This is a genomic window from Streptomyces sp. NPDC048644 (assembly GCF_043199105.1).
Classification (GTDB): Bacteria; Actinomycetota; Actinomycetes; order Streptomycetales; family Streptomycetaceae; genus Streptomyces.
Genome location: NZ_JBICVO010000007.1, coordinates 351,006 through 370,280, shown reverse-complemented (window position 1 = coordinate 370,280; position 19,275 = coordinate 351,006). Strand labels below are relative to the sequence as shown.

Here is a 19,275-nt window from a genome sequence, read left to right as displayed (position 1 = left end):
GGGTCCGGTATCACTGCGCTCCTTCGCGTTGCGGCCCCGGTGCCGGTCGGTCCCTTTCGCCGTCGTCATGGGTGAGCGCCGGGCAACGCGGCACCGGGGTGCGGAGGTTGGGTCGTCGTAGGAGGGGGAGTCGCGAGTTTCGCCTCACACCCCCGTTATAGGTAAGGGTAGGCTAACCTGAATCGGTGAACTTTGGGGCGGTGCGCACCGAGCGGGCCCGTCCTCACCATCCGTCATCGACCTGGAGATACGCCCATGGCAGCCGGATCCACCACCGCGCCCCCCGTCCAAGCGGCGTTCCGTGTCTTCCCCGTCCAGGTGGAAGACGCCGTACGGCTCACCCCGCACATGGTGCGGATCACCTTCGGCGGCCCGGCGCTCGCGGATTTCCGTACGGGCCACCGTGACCAGCGCGGAAAGATACTCCTTCCGGTGGCGGGCCAGACCGAACCACTCGTGCCGGAAGACGTGAACGGGGCCGGGTGGTACGCGGCTTGGCGGTCGATGCCGCCCGAGACCAGGCCCGTCCTGCGCACCTACACCTTCCGTGCGCAGCGCACCGAACCGGACGAGGTGGACATCGACTTCGCGCTGCACGGCGAGGGAGGTCCGGCCGGTCGCTGGGCCGCCGCCGCGCGCCCAGGGGACCGCGTTCTTCTCGTCGGACCGGCCCGTGAGGACGCCGGCGGCGTCGACTTCCGGCCGCCGCCCGGCACCGGTTCCGTGGTCCTGGCCGGCGACGAGACCGCGCTGCCTGCGATTGCCTCGATCCTCGAAGGGCTCCCGCCCGAGCTGCCCGTCCGCGTGTTCGCCGAGGTGTCGGGCCCCGACGAGGAGCAGGCGCTGCCCGGTCCTGCACAGGTCCGCTGGCTGCACCGCGGCCATGGTCCCTCGCCGCTGCCGGAGGCGCTGCGTGAGGCCGAACTGCCGTCCGCCGCACCGTACTTCTGGCTGGCAGGCGAGGCGTCCGTGGTCAAGCGGCTGCGGCGCCATCTGGTCTCCGAACGGGACATCGACCGCGGAGCGGTGTGCTTCAAGGGCTACTGGCGCCGCGGGCTGACCGAGGACCAGGACGACAGCGCCGCGGTGCCCGCGAGCAACTGAACGCCGTCGGCCCCCGTGTCCGGCCCCTGGAGGGCAGGACACGGGGCCTTCGTGTGCCTACGCCCTGGCGCCGGACCAGGCCGCCCACAGTGCGGCGTATCCGCCGTCCGCGGCGACGAGTTCGTCGTGGGTGCCGTGCTCGACGATGCGCCCGTCGGACAGGACCAGCACACGGTCGGCGCGGACCGCCTGGGTGAGCCGGTGGGCCACCACCAGCGCGGTGCGCCCCTTGAGCGCGCGCTCGGCCGCCGCCTCCAGCACGCGCGAACCGGCGCTGCCCGCCTCGGCGGTGGCCTCGTCGAGCACCGCGACGGGCGGGTCGGCCAGCACCAGGCGGGCCAGCGCGAGCTGCTGTGCCTGGACGGCGGTGAGCCGCAGACCGCCCTGCCCGATCCGGGTGTCGAGCCCTTGCGGCAGTCCCCGCGCCCAGTCGAGGGCGTCCACCGTCTCCAGCGCGTCGAGCAGTTCGCTCTCGTCGGCCGCCGGCCTGGCCAGCCGCAGATCGTCGGCGAGCGAGCCGGCGAAGACATGCGTCTCCTGATTGACCAGGGCCACCGTGCGCCGCAGCACCTGCTCGGGCATCTCATCCAGGGGAGTGCCGCCCAGCAGCACCCGGCCCTCGGTGGGCCGGTGCACCCCGGCCGCCAGGCGCGCCAGAGTGCTCTTGCCCGCGCCGGTCGTGCCGACCACGGCGACGCGCTCACCGGCGACGAGACGGATGTCCGCCCCTCGCAGCACCTGGTGACCTGCGACGTAGGAGTGGCTCACGCCGCGCAGTTCGACGGTGGCGCCGGAGGCGATGGCCGGGTGCTCGGGCGTGCCGTCGTCGGACTCCTTCAGTCCGACGAGGCCCATCACGCGGGTGGCGGCGGCCCCGGCGGACTGCACCTCGTCGAAGGACGACAGCAGTCCGTTGATGGGGTCGAACAGCCGGTGGAAGTAGAGGGCGGCGGCGCTCGCCGTACCGATGCCGACGTGGTCGGTGCGCACCAGCACGTAGCCGACGACGAGCAGCGCGCTCAGACCGGTCCACTCGGCGCCGTTGAGCTTGCCGAAGAAGCGGGTGCCGATCCGGGTGGAGCGCAGCGCGAGATCGCGGGTGACCCGGGAGCAGCGTGCGGCGGCGGCGAGGCGTTCGGGTATCAGCCGGAAGGCCCGGACGGTGTGTGCGCCGTCGACCGATTCCAGGATGGTCTGCGCCTGCTCGCCCTGCGCGATCCGCTCGGCGCGCCGTACCGGGCGGGACGTGCGCAGCAGCCAGCGGACGGCATACGTCTGGAGCGGGATCACCAGCAGCGCGGCCAGCGCGAAGTGCCAGTCGAGCAGCAGCAGCGCGATCATGGTCAGGCCGATCTCCAGGACCGCGCCCGCCAGTTGGGGGACCAGGCTGCGCACGGCATCGGCCAGCAGCGCCATGTCGTTGCTGACCCGGGAGACCAGGTCGCCCATGCCGGAGCGTTCCAGCCGCTCCAGCGGCACGGCGAGCGCCCGGCCGAGCGCGCTCTCACGGATGTCGGCGAGTATCTCCTCGCCGCTGCGGGCGACCAGCGCGTTGCCCCAGCCGCTGCAGAACGCCTGGACGAGGCAGGCCACGGCGACGAGGGCGACCGGGCCTGTCACCGCGGAGGTGTCCCGTCCGCCGGCGGCCACCAGGTCGACGACGTGGCCGAGCACCCGGGGGACGACCAGTCCCGCCGACACCCCGGCGACGATCAGCACCAGGGCGGCGATCGGACGCACCGGCCGGGCGCGGATCCGGCTCAGGAGGCCGGCGCGGACCTCGGCTGCGGTGGCGGTCGGCAGCAGTTCCCGGCCGCCGCCCGCGCTCGTGTCGGATGGGTCCTGCACGGACGGGGTCATGCCATCACCGCCGCATGGTAGGAGGGCTGGTCACAGGTCAGTTCGCGGTGCGTACCGGTGGCTTGGACGGCTCCGTCGGCCAGCAGCACCACCCGGTCGCAGCTCTGGAGCAGGATCGGGCTGGTGGTCACCAGGACCGTGGTCCTGCCGGTGCGCATCTCGCGCAGTCCGGTCGCGATCTTGGCCTCGGTCGCCGCGTCGACCGCGGTGGTGGGTTCGTGCAGCACGAGGACGGGCGGGTCGGCGGCCAGCGCGCGGGCGAGCGCCACGCGTTGCCGCTGGCCGCCGGAGAGCGTCCGGCCGCGTTCGCCGATGCGGCTGTCCGCGCCATCGGGCAGGGCCCGGACGACCTCGTCGGCGTCGGCCGCTGCCATGGCGGCTGCCACCCGCTCGGGCCGGCCGGAGACCGCGACGTTCTCGGTGACGGTGGCGTCGAAGAGGTCCGCGTCGTGGTCGGCCACCAGCAACGCGCTGCGGGCCGCGCCGAGTTCGAGGTCCGCCAGCGGTATGCCGCCCAGGGAGATGCGGCCCTCGTCGGGCACGGTGCGCAGTGCGAGCACATCGAGCAGGGCGGCGGCGTCCGCGGGGTCAGGGGCCACGATCCCGAGGGCGGTGCCGGACTCGATCCGCAGGTCGAGACGCAGGCCAGGACCGTACTTCACCCCGTCAATGGCCAGTTCCTCGGGGGGCGGCGGGGGCGCGGTGCGGTCCCCGCCCGCCACCGCGTACGGCTCGGAGAGCAGGGCTGCCAGCCGGCCGGCCGAACCGCGGGCCCGTGCGCGCAGGCTCATCGCGCCGCCGAAGCGGTTGCTCGGGCCGATCAGGAACTGGGCCAGCCCCACGGAGGCGACGAACTCGCCGATGGAGATGGTGCCTTCGACCGTGAACCGGGCGCCGACCCAGGTCACCACGGCCAGGAAGAGCCCGTTGAGCAGCAGCGTGACCGCCCGGTAGCCGGCGTCCCAGCGCGCGGCGCGCACGGTGGCGGCGAGCGCGCTGCGACTGGCGGTGCGGTAGCGCCCCTGGGCGGCGGACTCCGCGCCGATCCCCTTCAGGATGCGCAGGCCGCGCACCAGGTCGGCCGCGGTGCCGGTCGCCTTGGCGACCTGGGCCTGTTCGGCGCTGCCCTGTGCGCTCAGGGGCTTGGCCAGCAGCCGGGTGGCGGCCAGCAGCGGCACCAGACCGAGCAGGACCAGCAGACCGAGCGGCACGGAGGTCAGCAGCAGGGCGACGGCGCCGAAGGCGAGGGCCGCGAACGCGCCGGAGCCGATGACCCAGGCGCGGTTGCCCAGGCCGATGCGGAGCGTGTCGGATGTGGCGGTACTCAACAGTGTGCCCGAGCTGCGCGCCCCGTTCGCGAAGCCGCGGGGGTCGAGGATCCGGGCGACCGCCACCATCCGCAGGTCGTGGGCGGCGCCCTGGCTGCCCTGGCGGTTCCAGCGCCCGCCGAGCCGCATGGCGGCGGTCAGCGCGAGGAACAGGGCGGCCAGCAGCCCGATCCACAGGGCCAGGTCGCCGACTCCGCCGCCGCGCACCGCGTGGTCGACGACCGCGCCGATGAGCACCGGGACCGCCGCCTCGCACATCTGGTGGAGTGCGGTGAAGACGGCGGCTCCGACGATCCAGCGGCGACGGCGCAGGAACGCCCAGCGCAGTACGCCCCGTTCGGTGGGTTCGGGTCCGGCGCCGATGTCGTCTTCGGCTTCCTGGTGACCCCGCGTCGCCGCGTCGGTCACTCTTTCCGGTTCAGCCTCGGCCGTGCGGGCCACCATAGGTCTCCCCAAGCGTCTGTTGTCGTCGGCATGTCGGGTTCTGGGCAGGACGGTGATGCCACCGGCCGTAGTTGTGACGGAATGTCAGCGGCCCCGGCGCCACTGGCGGGACAGCAGGAAGACCAGATAGATGCCGCCCACCGCCCCGGTGGCCACTCCGACCGGGAGTTCCGATGACAGCGCCCGCTGGGCGGCGAGGTCACTGACCGGCATCATGAGCGCCCCCATCGCGGCTGCCGCGCCGATGCCCACACCAGGTGCCCGGGTCAGCCGCCTGGCCACCTGCGGGGCGGCCAGCGCGACGAAGGTGATCGGCCCGGCCGACGCGGTGGCCACCGCCACCAGGGCCACGGCGATGAGCACCATCAGCAGCCGGGTGCGTTCCACCGCCAGGCCGAGTGCGTGGGCGCTGTCGTCGCCCATTTCGAGCAGGTCGCCGCCCCGGTTGAGCAGCAGGACGAGCGGCAGCAGTACGGCCATCGCCACGGCGAGCGGTACCACCTGGCTCCAGCCGCGGCCGTTGAGGCTGCCGGTCAGCCACACCTGGACGGTCACCGCGTCGTTCAACGAGGCGCGGGTGAGCAGCCATTGGTTGAAGGCGGTCAGCATGCCGGTGACGCCGATGCCCACCAGGATCAGCCGGAAGCCCTGCACCGAGCGGCGCCGGAAGGCCAGGAGGTAGACGGCGGTGGCGGTCAGCAGGCCGCCGGCCACCGCACCGGCGGAGACCGCGAGCGGTGAGCCGTGTGCGAGGACGAGGGCGATGACCGCGCCGGTGGCGGAGCCGGTGCCGAAGCCGATGACGTCGGGGCTGCCCAGCGGGTTGCGGGTGATGCTCTGGAAGACCGCGCCGGATGCGCCCAGCGCGCCGCCCACCAGGATTCCGGTGAGCAGGCGCGGCAACCGCAGTTCGTCGACGACGAAGCGGGTGGCCTGGTCACCGCCGCCGAGCAGGGCCCGCACCACGTCGCCGACCGGAATCCGGTAGTCGCCGGTGGTCAGGGTGTAGAGACCGGTGCAGGTCACGGCCGCCAGCAGCGCCACGCACACCACCACACTGCGGATCCGCACCCGCACCGTCACCAGATCGGCGAGGCGCAGGACGCGGAAGGGGCGGGCCGCGGCCGGTGGTGCGGCACCGGCCCTGCGGGGCGAGAGCACGGTCACAGCTGCGTGATCCTTCCGCTGCGGGCGAGAGCGATGAAGACCGGAGCGCCCAAGAAGGCGGTGACGATCCCGACTTCGAGCTCTCCCGGCCGCGTCACGATCCGGCCCAGGACGTCGGAGCCGATCAGCAGGACGGGGGCCAGGAGCATCGAGTAGGGCAGCACCCAGCGCTGGTCGGGGCCGGTGAGGGCGCGTGCCAGATGGGGGACGGCGAGACCGATGAAGCCGATCGGGCCGACGGCCGCGGTGGCGGCGCCGCACAGCAGGGTGACGGCCACGGCGCCCAGCAGCCGGGTGCGGCCGATGTGGGCGCCCAGGGCCCGGCCGGTGTCCTCGCCGAGCGCGACGGCGTTGAGCGAGCGGCTCAGACCGAGCGCGAGCAGCACGCCCAGCGCGATGAACGGCAGCACCTGCCACATGACGGTGCTGCTCCGGCCGACGACGGATCCGACGTTCCAGTAGCGGAATTGGTCGAAGGCCGCCGGTTTGAGCATCAGTACCGCGGTGGTGAACGCCGTCAGGGCGGCGGTCACCGCCGTGCCGGCCAGCGCGAGCCGCACCGGGGTGGCGCCGGACCGCCCGGCGGAGCCGAGGAGGTAGACCAGCACGGAGACGAGCGCGGCACCGGCGAAGGCGAACCAGATGTAGGACAGGGTGCTCTGGAGGCCGACGTAGCCGATGCCGAAGGCGATGGCCGCGGAGGCGCCCGAATTCACCCCGAGAAGACCGGGGTCGGCCAGCGGGTTGCGGGTCAGTGCCTGCATGAGCGCTCCGGCCAGACCCAGGGCCACCCCGACCACCAGGCCCAATTCGGTGCGTGGCAGCCGCTCCTGGCGGATCACGAGCTGGTCGTTGCTGCCGTCGAAGCGGAACAGGGCGTCGAACGCCTGCGACCACGGGATGGACTTGGCGCCGATCACGATGCTCAACAGCACGACGAGGCCGAGGAGTCCGAGGCAGACCACGAGTCCCGTGACGCGGGTGGACGTGGCACGCCGGCGGACGGCGGGCCCGGGTTCGGCCTCGACTTCGGCCGGGCGTATCGGAGTTGCTGCGGACTGGGACACGAAGGGTGAGGTTAGCCTAACCTTCTCTCCACCAGCAATGCATGGCGCCGGCTCGCGCCTCCTGCCGTGCTGCCCGCCCGCAGCGCGGTGCACCGAGAAGGGATCTTCCACCATGAACAGCCCCACATCCGCATCGAGATCGCGCCGCACTCTCCTGGGCGCCTGCTCCCTGTTGCTCGCCGCCGGGACGCTGACCGCGTGCGGGCAGTCGGCGGACAGCGACGCGGATGCGGCGGGCGGCGCCGCCCCCAAGGCCGACGCGGGCGCCTTCCCTGCCACCGTGCACACCAAGTTCGGCGACGCCGAGATCCCCAAGACCCCGCGCCGGGTGGTCGCTCTGGGGTGGAGCGACCAGGACGCGCTGCTCGCCCTCGGGGTGAAGCCGGTGGCGATAGTGAAGACCGAGGACAGCTTTGCGCACGGCGTCGGCCCGTGGGCGCAGAAGGCGCTCGGCGGCGCCCGGCCGCAGGTGCTCAACACCACGGACGGGTATCCGATCGAGAAGATCGCCGCACTGCGTCCTGACCTGATCGTCGGCGTCCAGTCCGGCCTGACCGCCGCCGACTACACCAAGCTGAAGCAGATCGCGCCTACCGTCGCCTACCCGGCCGGGCGCGAGGCGTACGGCACTCCCTGGGAGGAGCAGACGAAGCTGATCGGCAAGGCGGTTGGCCGCGGCAAGGAGGCCGAGCGGGCCGTCGCGAACGTCAAGGCCGGCCTGAAGAAGGACGCCGAGACCTACCCGCAGCTCAAGGGCAAGACCTTCCTCTACACCTTCCCGCAGGCGGCCAACGGGCGTGTGGTGCTGTACAAGGACGACCGGACGAAGGTGCTGGAGCAGGTCGGCCTCAAGCTCGATCCGCTGGTCGGCAAGGCGGCGAAGATGAACACCTTCGCCAACTCGCTGAGCATGGAGCACCTCGACGAGCTGACGTCGGACGCCTTGATCGTGTGGTTCAACACTCCGAAGGACCGTCAGCAGTTGGAGTCCAACGCGGTGTTCAAGAAGCTGCCGTCGGTGCGCAGCGGCGCCTATGCGCCGGTCGACCGCACTCTCTCCCAGGCCAGCAGTGCGCCGAGCGTGCTGAGCATCCCGTGGGCGATGGACAAGCTGCTGCCGAAGCTGGCCAAGTCCCTGGGCTGACCTGCGGATTCACCCGCGGCGTCGGGACCGCGTGCCCGCCGGGTCCGGCGCGGCGCGCGGCCCCTCGCGGTGCCCGCGCTCGGGCCGTTGGATGCCGTGACTCCGATTCCCTTTCGGGCATGACCACTTGACGACAACGAAAACCAAGGCAAGGCTTACCTAAGTTCGTTCGCCGCCCCGTTGTCGGGCTCTGCGGCGCCCGTTGCCCTGTCATGCCCGCAGGTCGCACCTACCTGTCCGCCTGGAGGACCGTCATGCCGCTCGACCATTCGGAGATATTCGCCGGTCTTGACCCCGATGACTCCAACAGCATCGTCAAGGCGTTCGCCGCCAACTCCGCCTTCCGCGCAGCCGAATGGGAGGAACTCACCACCGAGGACAACCCCTACCGGCGCCCGGTCCGTCCCGACGACCTGGCCTGGCTCAACTACAGCAAGCCGATGCCGGCCGCCAAGGCACTCAAGCTGAGCGCACTCCTCGGCCACCGCATGCTGCGCAACGTCTACGACAGCGGCCTGCTCTACCTGCCGCCCACCGCCGGGACGGCCCCCGAGACCGACGGCGCGGCCTTCTACAACGACCGCAACCGGATACTCTCCGCCCTCGCCGCGCCCGTACTCGAACGGCACCTGTTCACCCTGCTCGACGGCGCACGCAAGCCCCTCGGCAGCAGCGACCTCACCCACCTCAAGCGCGAGGTCCGCGAGCACCACCAGCAGCGTCTCGCGGAACCCGGCAGGGCCTTCACCACAGCCCTGGGCACCAAGGACCGCAAGGCGGCGGCCACCTTCGTGATGCTCCAGCTCAGCGCCTTCCTGCCGGCCGCGCGCGCCGCCACGGGCCGCGCCGCACTCGGCGAGTACGACGCCACGCACCCCGGCGTCCGCACCCTGCTCCTCGACGACTACCGCACCTGGGCAGGCCAGCACGAGGAGTACCGCGCCCTGCTGGAAGCCGCCGAGCTGAAGCCGACCGCAGCCGCCTACTGGCAGCTCTACCTCGGCACCTCGCTGGCCCGCGGCAACCACCTGCACTGGCTGTCGCACAACCGCGAGAAGTACCCCGAGTTCCTGGGCGCGATGCTCCACCACAAGATCGAGGAGGCGGCCGACGGGCCGCGCTTCGCGGAGGTCTTCGAGGACGGACTCGGCCTGCGCACCGGCCTGTTCGACGGCCTCGGCGCCCTCCGGGAATCCGACCTCGACGCACTCGTCGACCGCCTGGTGCTGCCGCTCAAGGCCCTGTACGGCGATCAGGCGGTCGACCGCTTCCACCAGGGCTTCGCCGACGCCCGCTGGTTCGCCCAGCTCTGGGACGAGGACCTCACCGAGCAGCTGCTCTGGGCCGACAGCATCGAGCTGCACCAGCGCAAGGCGGAGGCGCTCAGCAAGCACATCGACGACAACCGGATCGAGGTGGACCTCGACACCTTCGTGGAGAGCAACGAGGAGACCTCCACGACCCATGTGCACAACGAGCACCGGCTCGTCATGGTCGAACGCGGCCAGATGCACTTCTGGAACAACACCACGCACAAGATCGAGTTCAACGAGGGCGACAAGGTACTCATCCCCGTCTCCCGGCTGCACGGCTCGACGGTGCTCTCCGGCGAGTGCACCTACCACCAGCCGATCATCCCCGAAGAGATGTACCAGCAGTTCTGACCCTCGACCACCGGCCGGGCGCCCCACCGGCGCCGCGCCCGGCCGGTGCCGTGCGCGCCAACGCCGCACCACGCGCTGCCCGTTCGCGCCGGCGTACCCGCCGGGCCGGGCGCGCCACGGCCTTCCCGGGATGGAGTTCCAGCAGTGCCCACCCCCCTTGACAGCAATCGCAAACCCGCCGACCCCCTCGACGAGGCGGAACTCGCGGCCTGCACGATAGGCACCACACCCGCGTGGGGTCCTTCCGTCGCGCGGGACCTGATATCGACCCTGCTCAGCAGTGAGAACCCGTTCCCCTGCACCTTCGCGGTGGCCGCCGCGAAGAAGCGCGCACTGCGCTACGGCTTCGTCGAGAGCCCGCACGATGACGGTACGTGGGGCCCGCTCGTCGACATACTCCGCGACTACCTGGACTGCTACCAGGACCTCGGCAAGGACACCTCGCTGGTCGTCTTCTTCCGTCCTGACGACGAAGTGCTGTCCCTGGACGACTACTTCCAGCGGTTCTGGTCGGTGCTCCAGTTCCTGCACGAGAAGGACCCCGAACCGTGGCCCGCCGGGGTGCCCACCGACCCCCAAGAGCTGATGTGGGAGTTCAGCTTCGGCGGCACCGAGATCTTCGTCGTCTGCAATACCCCAGGTCATGTCACCCGGCACAGCCGCAACAGCCAGGGATTCATGATCACTTTCCAGCCGCGCTGGGTCTTCGATGGCCTGGAGGCCGACAGCCCGCGCGGCGCCAAGGCGCGGCAGGTGATCCGCAACCGCATCCGCCGGTTCGACGGCATGGAACCCGCGCCCGAACTGGGCAACTACGGCGAGGAAGGCAACCTGGAGTGGCGCCAGTACTTCCTGGCGGACACCCCCGAAGGCACCGTACCCGCCTGCCCCTTCCGCGCCGGCCGGGAGCACCGCCCGCCCCTGGCGGCCGACGACGAGACACCGGAGCGCCCACGATGAAGCCGACCGACGACACGAGCGCCACCCCCTCCGCGGCCACCGCCCCCGACGGCACGGACGCGTACGCCGCCGTCGTCAACGACGAGGGCCAGTACGCGCTGTGGCCCGCCTGGCGCCCGCTGCCCGCCGGCTGGCACGGCACCGGCGTGCAGGGGGACCGCGAGGAGTGCCTCACCCACATCGAGCGCGTGTGGACCGACATGCGTCCCCGCAGCCTGACCGCCGAGCCGGGACAGCCGGCCGGCTGAGCCGCCCCGCCGACCCACCCGCCGCACCCGACCAGAGAAATGGAAGTCGCCCGTCATGATCGATCCTGCCGACGGACAGCCGCTGACGGGTTCCCAGTCGGGCATCTGGTACGCCCAGCAGCGCGACCCGGACAGTCCGGCGTACAACTGTGCCGAATACGTCGAGCTGTCCGGACCGCTGGACGCCGACCTCTTCGCGGCGGCGCTGCACCGCGCCGTCGCCGAGGCGCCCTCGCTACGCCTGTGCTTCACCGAGCGCGGCACCGGCGCCGAACCCGTCGCCGTCCTGGCGGGCGACACCGCCGATGACGCGGGTGCCACCTTGCTGCGGATCGACGCGAAGGACCGCCCCGACCCGCTCGGATACGCCCTGGAGTGGATGCGCGACGACCTGCGCAGGCCGGTCGACCTCGGCACAGGACCGCTGGTGCGCAACGCCCTGATCCGGCTCGGCGCCGACCGGCACCTCTGGTACTTCATGTGCCATCACATCGCCCTGGACGGCTACGGCTTCAGCATGGTCGAGAGCCGGGTCGCCGACCTGTACACCGCGTCGGTGCGCGGCGACGAGACGCAGCTCCCGCGGTTCGCCGGGCTCGACGGGCTGCTCACCGAGGAGGCCGACTACCGGGCATCGGCCCGCTTCGACCGCGACCGGGACCACTGGCAGGCGGCGCTCGCCGGGGCGGCGGAGCCGGCCGGCCTGGCCACCGGGACCGCCCCGCCCTCGCCCGGCTTCCTGCGCACCCGGCGGACCCAACCCGATGCGCTGCGCACCGCGGTGGAGCGGGCCGTCGATGAACTGCGCACCACCCGGCCGGAGTTCCAGCTCGCGGCCGTCGCCGCCTATCTGCACCGGGTCACCGGAAGGACCGACATCGTGCTGGGGCTGCCGTTCGCCGGCCGCCTCGGCTCGGCCGCCGCCCGCATCCCGGCCACCACCGTCAACGTCCTGCCGCTGACGCTCTCCCTGGACCCGTCGCTGACCCCCGCGCAACTCGTCAGGCAGGTGACCCTACGGCTGCGCGACGTCCGCAGGCACGCCCGCTACCGCGGCGAGGACATCCGGCGCGACCTGCGCCTGCCCGCCACCGGACGACGGCTGACCGGCCCGCTGGTCAACGTCGGGATGACGGCGCCCGACCTGCGCTTCGACGGCCATCGGGCACAGGTGCACCACCTGTCCGCAGGACCGGTGGACGACCTCACCATCAGCTTCCGCGAGGACCCGCACCGGGAGAGTGCCGACCTCGCCGTCGACGCCAACCCGGCGCTCTACGGCGAGGCGGAAGCGGCGGCGCACCACGCCCGCCTGCTGACCTTCCTGGGCTCGTTCGCCGCCGCCCCGCAGTCACCCATCGGCCTCCTGGACACCGTGGCCGACCAGGAACGCGCGGACGTGCCCGAACTCGCGGCCACCACTGACGCGGCGGACGCCGCCGGCCCGCAGCAGACCGGCGCCACCCTGACCGAACTGGTGGCCAGGCAGGTGCAGGCCCGCCCCCACGCGGTCGCCGTGGTGGACGGCGCCGACCGCCTCACCTACCGCCAACTCGACGCACACGCCAACCGGCTGGCACACGAACTCCTGGCGCGGGGCGTGGGCCGGCAGGACCTGGTCGCTCTGGCGCTGCCCCGCTCGGCGGAGCTGGTGACCGCGATCCTCGCCGTACTCAAGACGGGCGCCGGGTATCTGCCCCTCGACCCGCACCAGCCCGCCGCCCGCACCGCCGCCGTACTGCGTACGGCCCGCCCGGCGCTGCTCGTCACCGACACCCACCCAGCGGAAGGGCTGCCGGTGGGGGAGGAGGGGCAGGACCGGCTGGCCCTGGACGATCCGGCGGTGCGCGCGGCGGTCGTCGGCCACCCGGCGACCGCGCCGTCCGTCGCCGGGGCGCGCGACACCGACTGCGCGTACGTCATCCACACATCGGGTTCCACCGGTGTGCCGAAGGGGGTGGTGATCCCGCACCGCAACGTGGTGCGCCTGCTGTCGGCGACCCGCCGCTGGTTCGGGTTCGGCGCCGCTGATACCTGGACGCTGTTCCACAGCTATGCCTTCGACTTCTCCGTCTGGGAACTGTTCGGCGCGCTGGTGCACGGCGGACGGCTGGTGGTCGTGCCGTACACCGTCAGCCGCGCACCCGCGGAATTCCTGCGGCTGCTCGTGGACGAGCGGGTCACCGTGCTCAACCAGACCCCCACCGCCTTCGGGCAGTTGGCCGCTGCGGACGGCCAAGAACCCGATGCCGGAAAGAATCTGACCCTGCGTCATATCATTCTGGGCGGCGAGGCACTGCGTCCCGCCGCGCTCGCCGACTGGTACCTGCGGCACGCCGAAGGCGCCCCGCGGATCGTCAACATGTACGGCATCACCGAGACCACCGTGCACGTCACCCACCGGGAACTGGGCCCCGCCGACGCCGCCCCCGACGCCACAGGTCTGATCGGCTTCCCCCTGCCGGACCTGCGGGTACGGCTGCTGGACAGCGCGCTCTGCCCGGTACCGCCGGGCGCCGTCGGCGAGATGTACGTGGCGGGCGCGGGGCTGGCCCGCGGCTACCTCGGGCAGCCAGGTCTGACCGCCGAGCGGTTCCTGCCCGACCCCTACGGCCCGCCAGGCGCACGCATGTACCGCAGCGGCGACCTCGCCCGCCGCGACCCGCACGGCCGCCTGGACCATCTGGGCCGCGCGGACGACCAGGTCAAGATCCGCGGCTTCCGGATCGAACCGGGCGAGATCGAGGCGGCGCTGCTCAGCCACCCCGCGACGGCACAGTCCGCGGTCGTCGTCCGCGCGGACCCCGCCATGGGCGACCGGCTGGTCGCCTACGTGGTCCCGCACCCGGACACCGAAGCGGACCCCGCCGAACTGCGCCGCCACGCCGCCGGCCTGCTCCCAGGACACATGGTGCCGGCCGCCGTCGTGGTGCTCGACAACCTGCCGCTGACCGCCAACGGCAAGCTGGACCGCGCCGCGCTGCCCGCACCCGGCGCCCTCCCCGGCAACCGCGCCGAGCGCCGCTCCGCCGACGTCCGGGAACAGGTGCTCTGCGGGCTCTTCGCCGACCTGCTCGACGTGGCGCAGGTCGGCCCCGATGACGACTTCTTCGAGCTGGGAGGGCATTCGCTGCTGGCCACCCGCCTGGTCGGCCGGGTCCGTGACGCGCTGGACACCGGCATCGGCGTCCGGGACCTGTTCGAGGCGCCGACCCCCACGGCGCTGGCCGCCCGCCTGGACACCGCGGCCCCCGCCCGCCCCCGGCTGGTGCCGGCCACCCGCCCCGAGCGGACACCCCTGTCCTACGCCCAGCGCCGGCTGTGGTTCCTGCACCGCATGGAGGGGCCGAGCCCCACCTACAACATTCCGCTGGCGCTGCGGCTGACCGGCCCGCTGGACGCCGACGCGCTGCGCGGGGCGGTGGCGGACCTGGTGGCCCGGCACGAGAGCCTGCGCACGGTCATTCCGCCGGACGACGGCGACCCGCACCAACTCGTGCTGCCCGCCGGACAAGCCACCGTCGAATGGGACGTCCTGGACGTCGAACCGCAGAACCTGGATGCCGAACTCGCCGCAGCCGCCCGCTTCTCCTTCGACCTGACCGGCCATCTGCCGCTGCGCGCACGGCTGTTGCGCGCGTCGTCCGACGACCACGTGCTGCTGCTGTTGCTGCACCACTCGGCAGGCGACGACTGGTCGCTCGCCACGCTGGCCGACGACCTGGCCGACGCCTACACGGCCCGGCGGGAAGGCACCGCCCCACGGCGCGCCCCGTTGCCCGTGCAGTACGCCGACTACACCCTCTGGCAGCGCGAACTGCTCGCCGACGAGGGCGACCTGACCACCGCTCAACTCGCCTTCTGGGCCGAGCGACTGGCCGGCATCCCCGACCAGCTCGACCTGCCAACGGACCGCACCCGCCCGGCCGTCGCAGGCCACCGCGGCGCCTGCGTCCCGGTCCACATCGACGCGCACCTGCACCAGGAACTGCGGGCCCTGGCGCAGCGCTGCGGGGCGACGGTGTTCATGACCCTCCAGGCCGGGCTCGCCGCCCTGCTCACCCGCCTCGGCGCCGGGAGCGACATCCCGCTCGGCAGCCCGGTGGCGGGCCGCGCGGACCGTGCCCTGGAGGACCTGGTCGGGTTCTTCGCCAACACCCTGGTCCTGCGCACCGACACCTCGGGCGACCCCGGCTTCGCCGAGCTGCTGGCCCGGGTGCGGGCCGGCGACCTCGCCGCCTTCGACCACCAGGACGTGCCGTTCGAGCGGCTGGTCGAGGAGCTGCGCCCGACGCGCTCGCCCGCCCGCCACCCGCTGTTCCAGGTCATGCTCTCCTACGGTGCCGGGCGCCCCGACCCACGGCTGCCGGGGATCTCGGCCCGGCCGGTCCGGGTGCACAACGGCTCCGCGAAGTTCGACCTGACCCTGTCGCTGAGCGACACACCGGGCGGGGACGGCATCGAGGGATTCCTGGAATACGCCACCGACCTCTTCGACGAGTCGACCGCCCAGACCCTCACCGAACGGCTGCTGCGGCTGCTGCGGCAGGCCGTCGACGATCCGCAGCTGCCCCTCAGCAGGCTGGAGGTACTCTCCGACGCCGAGCGGACCACGATGGTCCACGACTGGAACGACACCGCCGCACCGGTGGACCCGCGCAGCTTCCCCGAGATGTTCGAGGAACAGGCCCGCCTGCACCCGGACCGGGAAGCACTGATCGCAGGACCGCACCGCCTGACCTACCGTCAGGTCAACGTCCTCGCCAACCGCTTGGCACACCGGCTGGCCCAGCTCGGAGCCGGACCCGAGGAAACCGTCGGCATCCACCTGCCACGCAGCGCCGAGATGGTCGTGGGCCTGCTCGCCGTGCAGAAGGCCGGCGGCGCCTTCGTCCCGCTGGAACCGACGTGGCCCGCCCTGCGGATCGCCGGCATCGTCGACAACGCGCGGCCGGTCGCCGTCCTCACCACGGCAAAGGACGCGGACGGCCTCCCGGACACGGTGACCCCCGTCGAACTCGACCTGACCGGCGACTGGTTCGCAGGACAGCCCGAGAGCGACCCGGGCGTCTCCCTCGCCCCGGAAAACCTGGCGTACGTCATCTACACCTCGGGGTCGACCGGCACCCCCAAGGGCGCCATGATCCGGCACCGGGCCATCAGCAACCGGCTGCCCTGGCAGATCGGTCTTCTCGGCCTCACCCCGGACGATCCGGTGCTGCACAAGGCGCCGCTGACCTTCGACATCTCCGTCAACGAGATCTTCCTGCCGCTGGCCGCCGGCGCGCCCCTGGTGGTCGCCGACGCGGGACGCGAGGGCGATGTCGCGCACCTCCTGGAGCTGATCGGACGCGAGCGGATCGCCTTCGTCTACATCGTCTCGTCGATCCTCGACATCATGCTGGAGCGCGACGACATCGCGACGGCCGGCGCCTCCCTCAAGCACGTGTGGTGCGGCGGCGAAGTGCTCACCCCCGAACTCTTCCGGCGCTTCCGCGACCGGCTGGGCGACGCCACCATGTACCACGGCTACGGGCCGGCCGAGACCACGATCGGGGTGACCTGCCAGGTCTACCGCGGCGACGCCGAAGCGGGCATCACCATCGGCCGTCCGAACCCCAACACCCGTGTGCATGTGCTCGATACGGCGATGAACCCGGTGCCGGTCGGGGTGCCGGGCGAGCTCTACCTGGGCGGCGTCCCGCTGGGCCGCGGCTACCTCGGCGACCCCCGGCGTACCGCGGTCTCGTTCGTCCCCGACCCCTTCTCCGGCGAACCGGGTGCCCGGCTGTACCGCAGCGGCGACCTGGCCCGCTACCGCGCGGACGGGAACATCGAGTTCCTGGGCCGGGTGGACAACCAGATCAAGATCCGCGGGGTGCGGGTGGAGCTGGAGGAGATCGAGTCCGTACTCAGCCGCCATCCCGGCGTCCGCCAGGCCGTGGTGCTGGTACGGAAGGGCGGCCCCGGCGGCGACCACCTGGCTGCCTGGTGCACACCGGACACCGCGCAGCCGACCGTGGCGGGCGACGCACTGCTGGCCTGGCTGCGCACCGCACTTCCCGAGTACATGGTGCCGCGCGAGTGCCACCTGGTGCCCGCGTTCCCGCTGATGACCTCGGGCAAGGTGGACCGCAAGGCGCTCGCCGCCCGCGCGGACGAGGCGGCGGCATCCGACGGCGCGCGGGCCGCAGGACCGTACGCCGAGCCGCGCAACGACACCGAGCGCATGGTCGCCGAGGTGTGGGAGCAGGCCCTCGGCGTGCGACAGGTCGGCGCACACGACAACTTCTTCGACCTGGGCGGCCACTCCCTGCTGCTCGCCCGGGTGCAGACGGCGCTGCGCACCCGGCTCGGCTGGGACGTCCCGGTGCTCGATCTCTTCACCCGTCCGACGGTGTCCGGCCTCGCGGAATACCTCGACAACCGTGACGGCCAGGCCCCGCCAGGCGCCTCGGGCGCGGGCAGCCGCGAGGCACTCGGCGTCCTGCTGCCGCTGCGCACCGATGGCGAGCTGCCACCGCTGTTCTGCCTGCATCCGGCGTCCGGCCTGAGCTGGCCGTTCGCGGGCCTGCGCCAGCACATCGACGCCGACCGCCCGCTGTACGGCATCCAGAGCCGGGCGCTGACGGGGGAGCTGCCGGCGGCCGGCTCGCTGGAGGACATGGCGGCCGAGTACATCGAGCACGTCCGGCAGGTCCAGCCGCACGGCCCGTACCACCTCGTCGGCTGGTCGTACGGCGGCGTCGTCGCGCACACCATGGCCACCCGGCTGCGCCAGGAAGGGGAGCAGGTCGCCCTGCTGGGGATGCTCGACTCGTACCCCCGCTACCCCTGGGAGAAGCTGGCCGACGACCACGAGCAGCAGGCACTGCGCTCCCTGCTCTACATGTCGCACTACGACCTGTCACAGCTGGACGACGAGCCGCTGGACCGTGAGCGCGTCATGGCGGTCATCGCCGAACGCGGCGGGGTGCTCTCCGAGCTGGCGGCGCCCACCATCCAGGGGGTGATGGACACCTTCGTCTCGTCGGCGGAGCTCCAACAGGGCGTGACACACCGGGTGTTCGACGGCGACCTGCTGTTCTTCACCGCCACCGTCGACCCCGTGGACGCGGCGCTGACCCACCGGGACTGGAAGCCCTACGTGGACGGCACGATCGAGAACCACAACGTCACCTGCCGCCACAAGGACATGACCCGCAACGGCCCGCTGGCGGAGATCGGCCGCCACCTCGACCGCAGGCTGCGCGACCTGCGGGGCTGAACCCGTCCGGCGAAGCGGGGCCGGGCCCGGACAGCGGGCCCGGCCCCCGCACGGCCTGCCCCGCCGCCCGGTGCCTGTCCGGCCGATCTTGTACGGCTCTAAACTGCCAGGGGCGGGGCCCGAGCTCCGCTCCCGCTCGCCGCCAGTACAGGAGCCCGCAGTGACGACCACCTTCGTCAGCTTTTCCCTCTTCGCGCTGTTGGTGACGGTGGCTCCGGGGCCCGACACCCTCCTGGTACTGCGCAACTGCGTGCGCGGCGGGCGCTTCTCGGGCATCGCGACCGCGCTCGGCGCGTCAGCGGGCTCGCTCGCCTGGGCAATGGCCGCGGCCGTCGGACTGGCAGCGGTGCTCCAGCGCTGGGACGCGGCGTTCGCCGCGGTCCGCCTGGCGGGTGCCGCCTACCTGATCTTCCTGGGTGTGCAGAGCCTGTGGGCCTGCCGCCGCGGTGCCGGAGGCGGTCCGGAGCTGCCCGGCGAACCGTCCGTCCCCGCCCCGACCACCGGACGGGCCTTCCGCCAGGGGCTGTTGAGCTGCCTGCTCAACCCCAAGGTGGGCGTCTTCTTCGTGGCGGTGGTCCCGCAGTTCCTGCCCGACGGCCACTCGACGCTGTCGGTGACCCTGGCCTTCGGCGTCATCGACGCCGCCATCGCCGCACTGTGGCTGACGCTGGTGGCGGTGTTCGCGGCCCGGATGCTCACCTGGCTGCGTCGCCCGCGGGTGAACACGGTCCTGGAGCGGACCGCCGCCGCCGTCCTGATGGCACTGGGCATCGCCACGGCCGTCGAGAGTTCCTGATCCCCTGCCTGGACGGTTGGTTGGCGGCTGCTGCCTTCAAGCGCGACTGGGACGGCCTCCACGCGCCGGATGTGAACACGGCGTCGGAGCCGCCCGGCCGGCCCCTCGCCGGCCCTGCGGTGTATTTCCGCGAAGAGGAAGTGGAATGCTGAACTACCAGTTCAGCATTCGGACCGGAGTATACGCATGGCCGAAATTGCACGCCCTCGTGCGGCACGTCCACCGT

General features: G+C 72.4%; 11 protein-coding genes. 7 read left to right on the top strand and 4 right to left on the bottom strand.

Annotated features, from left to right (window positions below; genetic code table 11):
• Window positions 1-255 precede the first annotated feature (255 nt).
• Window positions 256-1,104, top strand: coding sequence for a siderophore-interacting protein (locus tag ACGFNI_RS18865; protein ID WP_393685094.1), 849 nt, complete (start codon window positions 256-258; stop codon window positions 1,102-1,104).
• A 57-nt stretch (window positions 1,105-1,161) separates the two neighbouring features.
• Here the strand turns inward: ACGFNI_RS18865 and ACGFNI_RS18860 are convergent, their stop codons facing one another.
• The 4 genes from ACGFNI_RS18860 to ACGFNI_RS18845 all read right to left on the bottom strand — a co-directional run bounded on the left by ACGFNI_RS18860 (window position 1,162) and on the right by ACGFNI_RS18845 (window position 6,970).
• Window positions 1,162-2,964: an ABC transporter ATP-binding protein gene (locus tag ACGFNI_RS18860; protein ID WP_393685092.1), complete on the bottom strand. Its 1,803-nt coding sequence runs from the start codon at window positions 2,962-2,964 to the stop codon at window positions 1,162-1,164.
• Entirely contained in the window at window positions 2,961-4,700 is a 1,740-nt protein-coding gene (locus ACGFNI_RS18855) for an ABC transporter transmembrane domain-containing protein (protein ID WP_393685090.1), read from the bottom strand. The genes ACGFNI_RS18860 and ACGFNI_RS18855 overlap by 4 nt, the downstream gene beginning before the upstream one ends.
• 120 nt (window positions 4,701-4,820) lie before the next feature.
• The gene (locus ACGFNI_RS18850) at window positions 4,821-5,903 is read right to left on the bottom strand and encodes a FecCD family ABC transporter permease (RefSeq protein ID WP_393685088.1); all 1,083 of its coding nucleotides are present in this window, start codon (window positions 5,901-5,903) and stop codon (window positions 4,821-4,823) included.
• Window positions 5,900-6,970 (bottom strand): FecCD family ABC transporter permease, encoded by a 1,071-nt coding sequence (locus ACGFNI_RS18845; RefSeq protein ID WP_393685086.1) that lies wholly within the window; start codon window positions 6,968-6,970, stop codon window positions 5,900-5,902. Before ACGFNI_RS18845 ends, ACGFNI_RS18850 begins: the two co-directional genes overlap by 4 nt.
• A 112-nt stretch (window positions 6,971-7,082) precedes the next feature.
• Here ACGFNI_RS18845 and ACGFNI_RS18840 point away from each other — a divergent pair, with 112 nt between their 5' ends.
• From ACGFNI_RS18840 to ACGFNI_RS18815, 6 genes are all read left to right on the top strand, one after another.
• On the top strand, window positions 7,083-8,114 hold the full coding sequence (locus ACGFNI_RS18840; RefSeq protein WP_393685084.1) for an iron-siderophore ABC transporter substrate-binding protein: 1,032 nt from the start codon (window positions 7,083-7,085) through the stop codon (window positions 8,112-8,114).
• A 254-nt stretch (window positions 8,115-8,368) separates the two neighbouring features.
• A complete protein-coding gene (locus ACGFNI_RS18835) occupies window positions 8,369-9,778 on the top strand; it encodes a hypothetical protein (RefSeq protein WP_393685082.1) in 1,410 nt (469 codons plus the stop codon).
• Between the two features lie 144 nt (window positions 9,779-9,922).
• The gene (locus ACGFNI_RS18830) at window positions 9,923-10,738 is read left to right on the top strand and encodes a YqcI/YcgG family protein (RefSeq protein ID WP_393685080.1); all 816 of its coding nucleotides are present in this window, start codon (window positions 9,923-9,925) and stop codon (window positions 10,736-10,738) included.
• On the top strand, window positions 10,735-10,986 hold the full coding sequence (locus tag ACGFNI_RS18825; protein ID WP_393685078.1) for an MbtH family protein: 252 nt from the start codon (window positions 10,735-10,737) through the stop codon (window positions 10,984-10,986). Before ACGFNI_RS18830 ends, ACGFNI_RS18825 begins: the two co-directional genes overlap by 4 nt.
• Window positions 10,987-11,041: 55 nt before the next feature.
• Window positions 11,042-18,253, top strand: a complete 7,212-nt coding sequence (locus tag ACGFNI_RS18820; protein ID WP_393685076.1) for an amino acid adenylation domain-containing protein — start codon at window positions 11,042-11,044, stop codon at window positions 18,251-18,253.
• 160 nt (window positions 18,254-18,413) lie between these two features.
• On the top strand, window positions 18,414-19,049 hold the full coding sequence (locus tag ACGFNI_RS18815; RefSeq protein WP_393685074.1) for a LysE family translocator: 636 nt from the start codon (window positions 18,414-18,416) through the stop codon (window positions 19,047-19,049).
• Window positions 19,050-19,275: the final 226 nt, after the last annotated feature.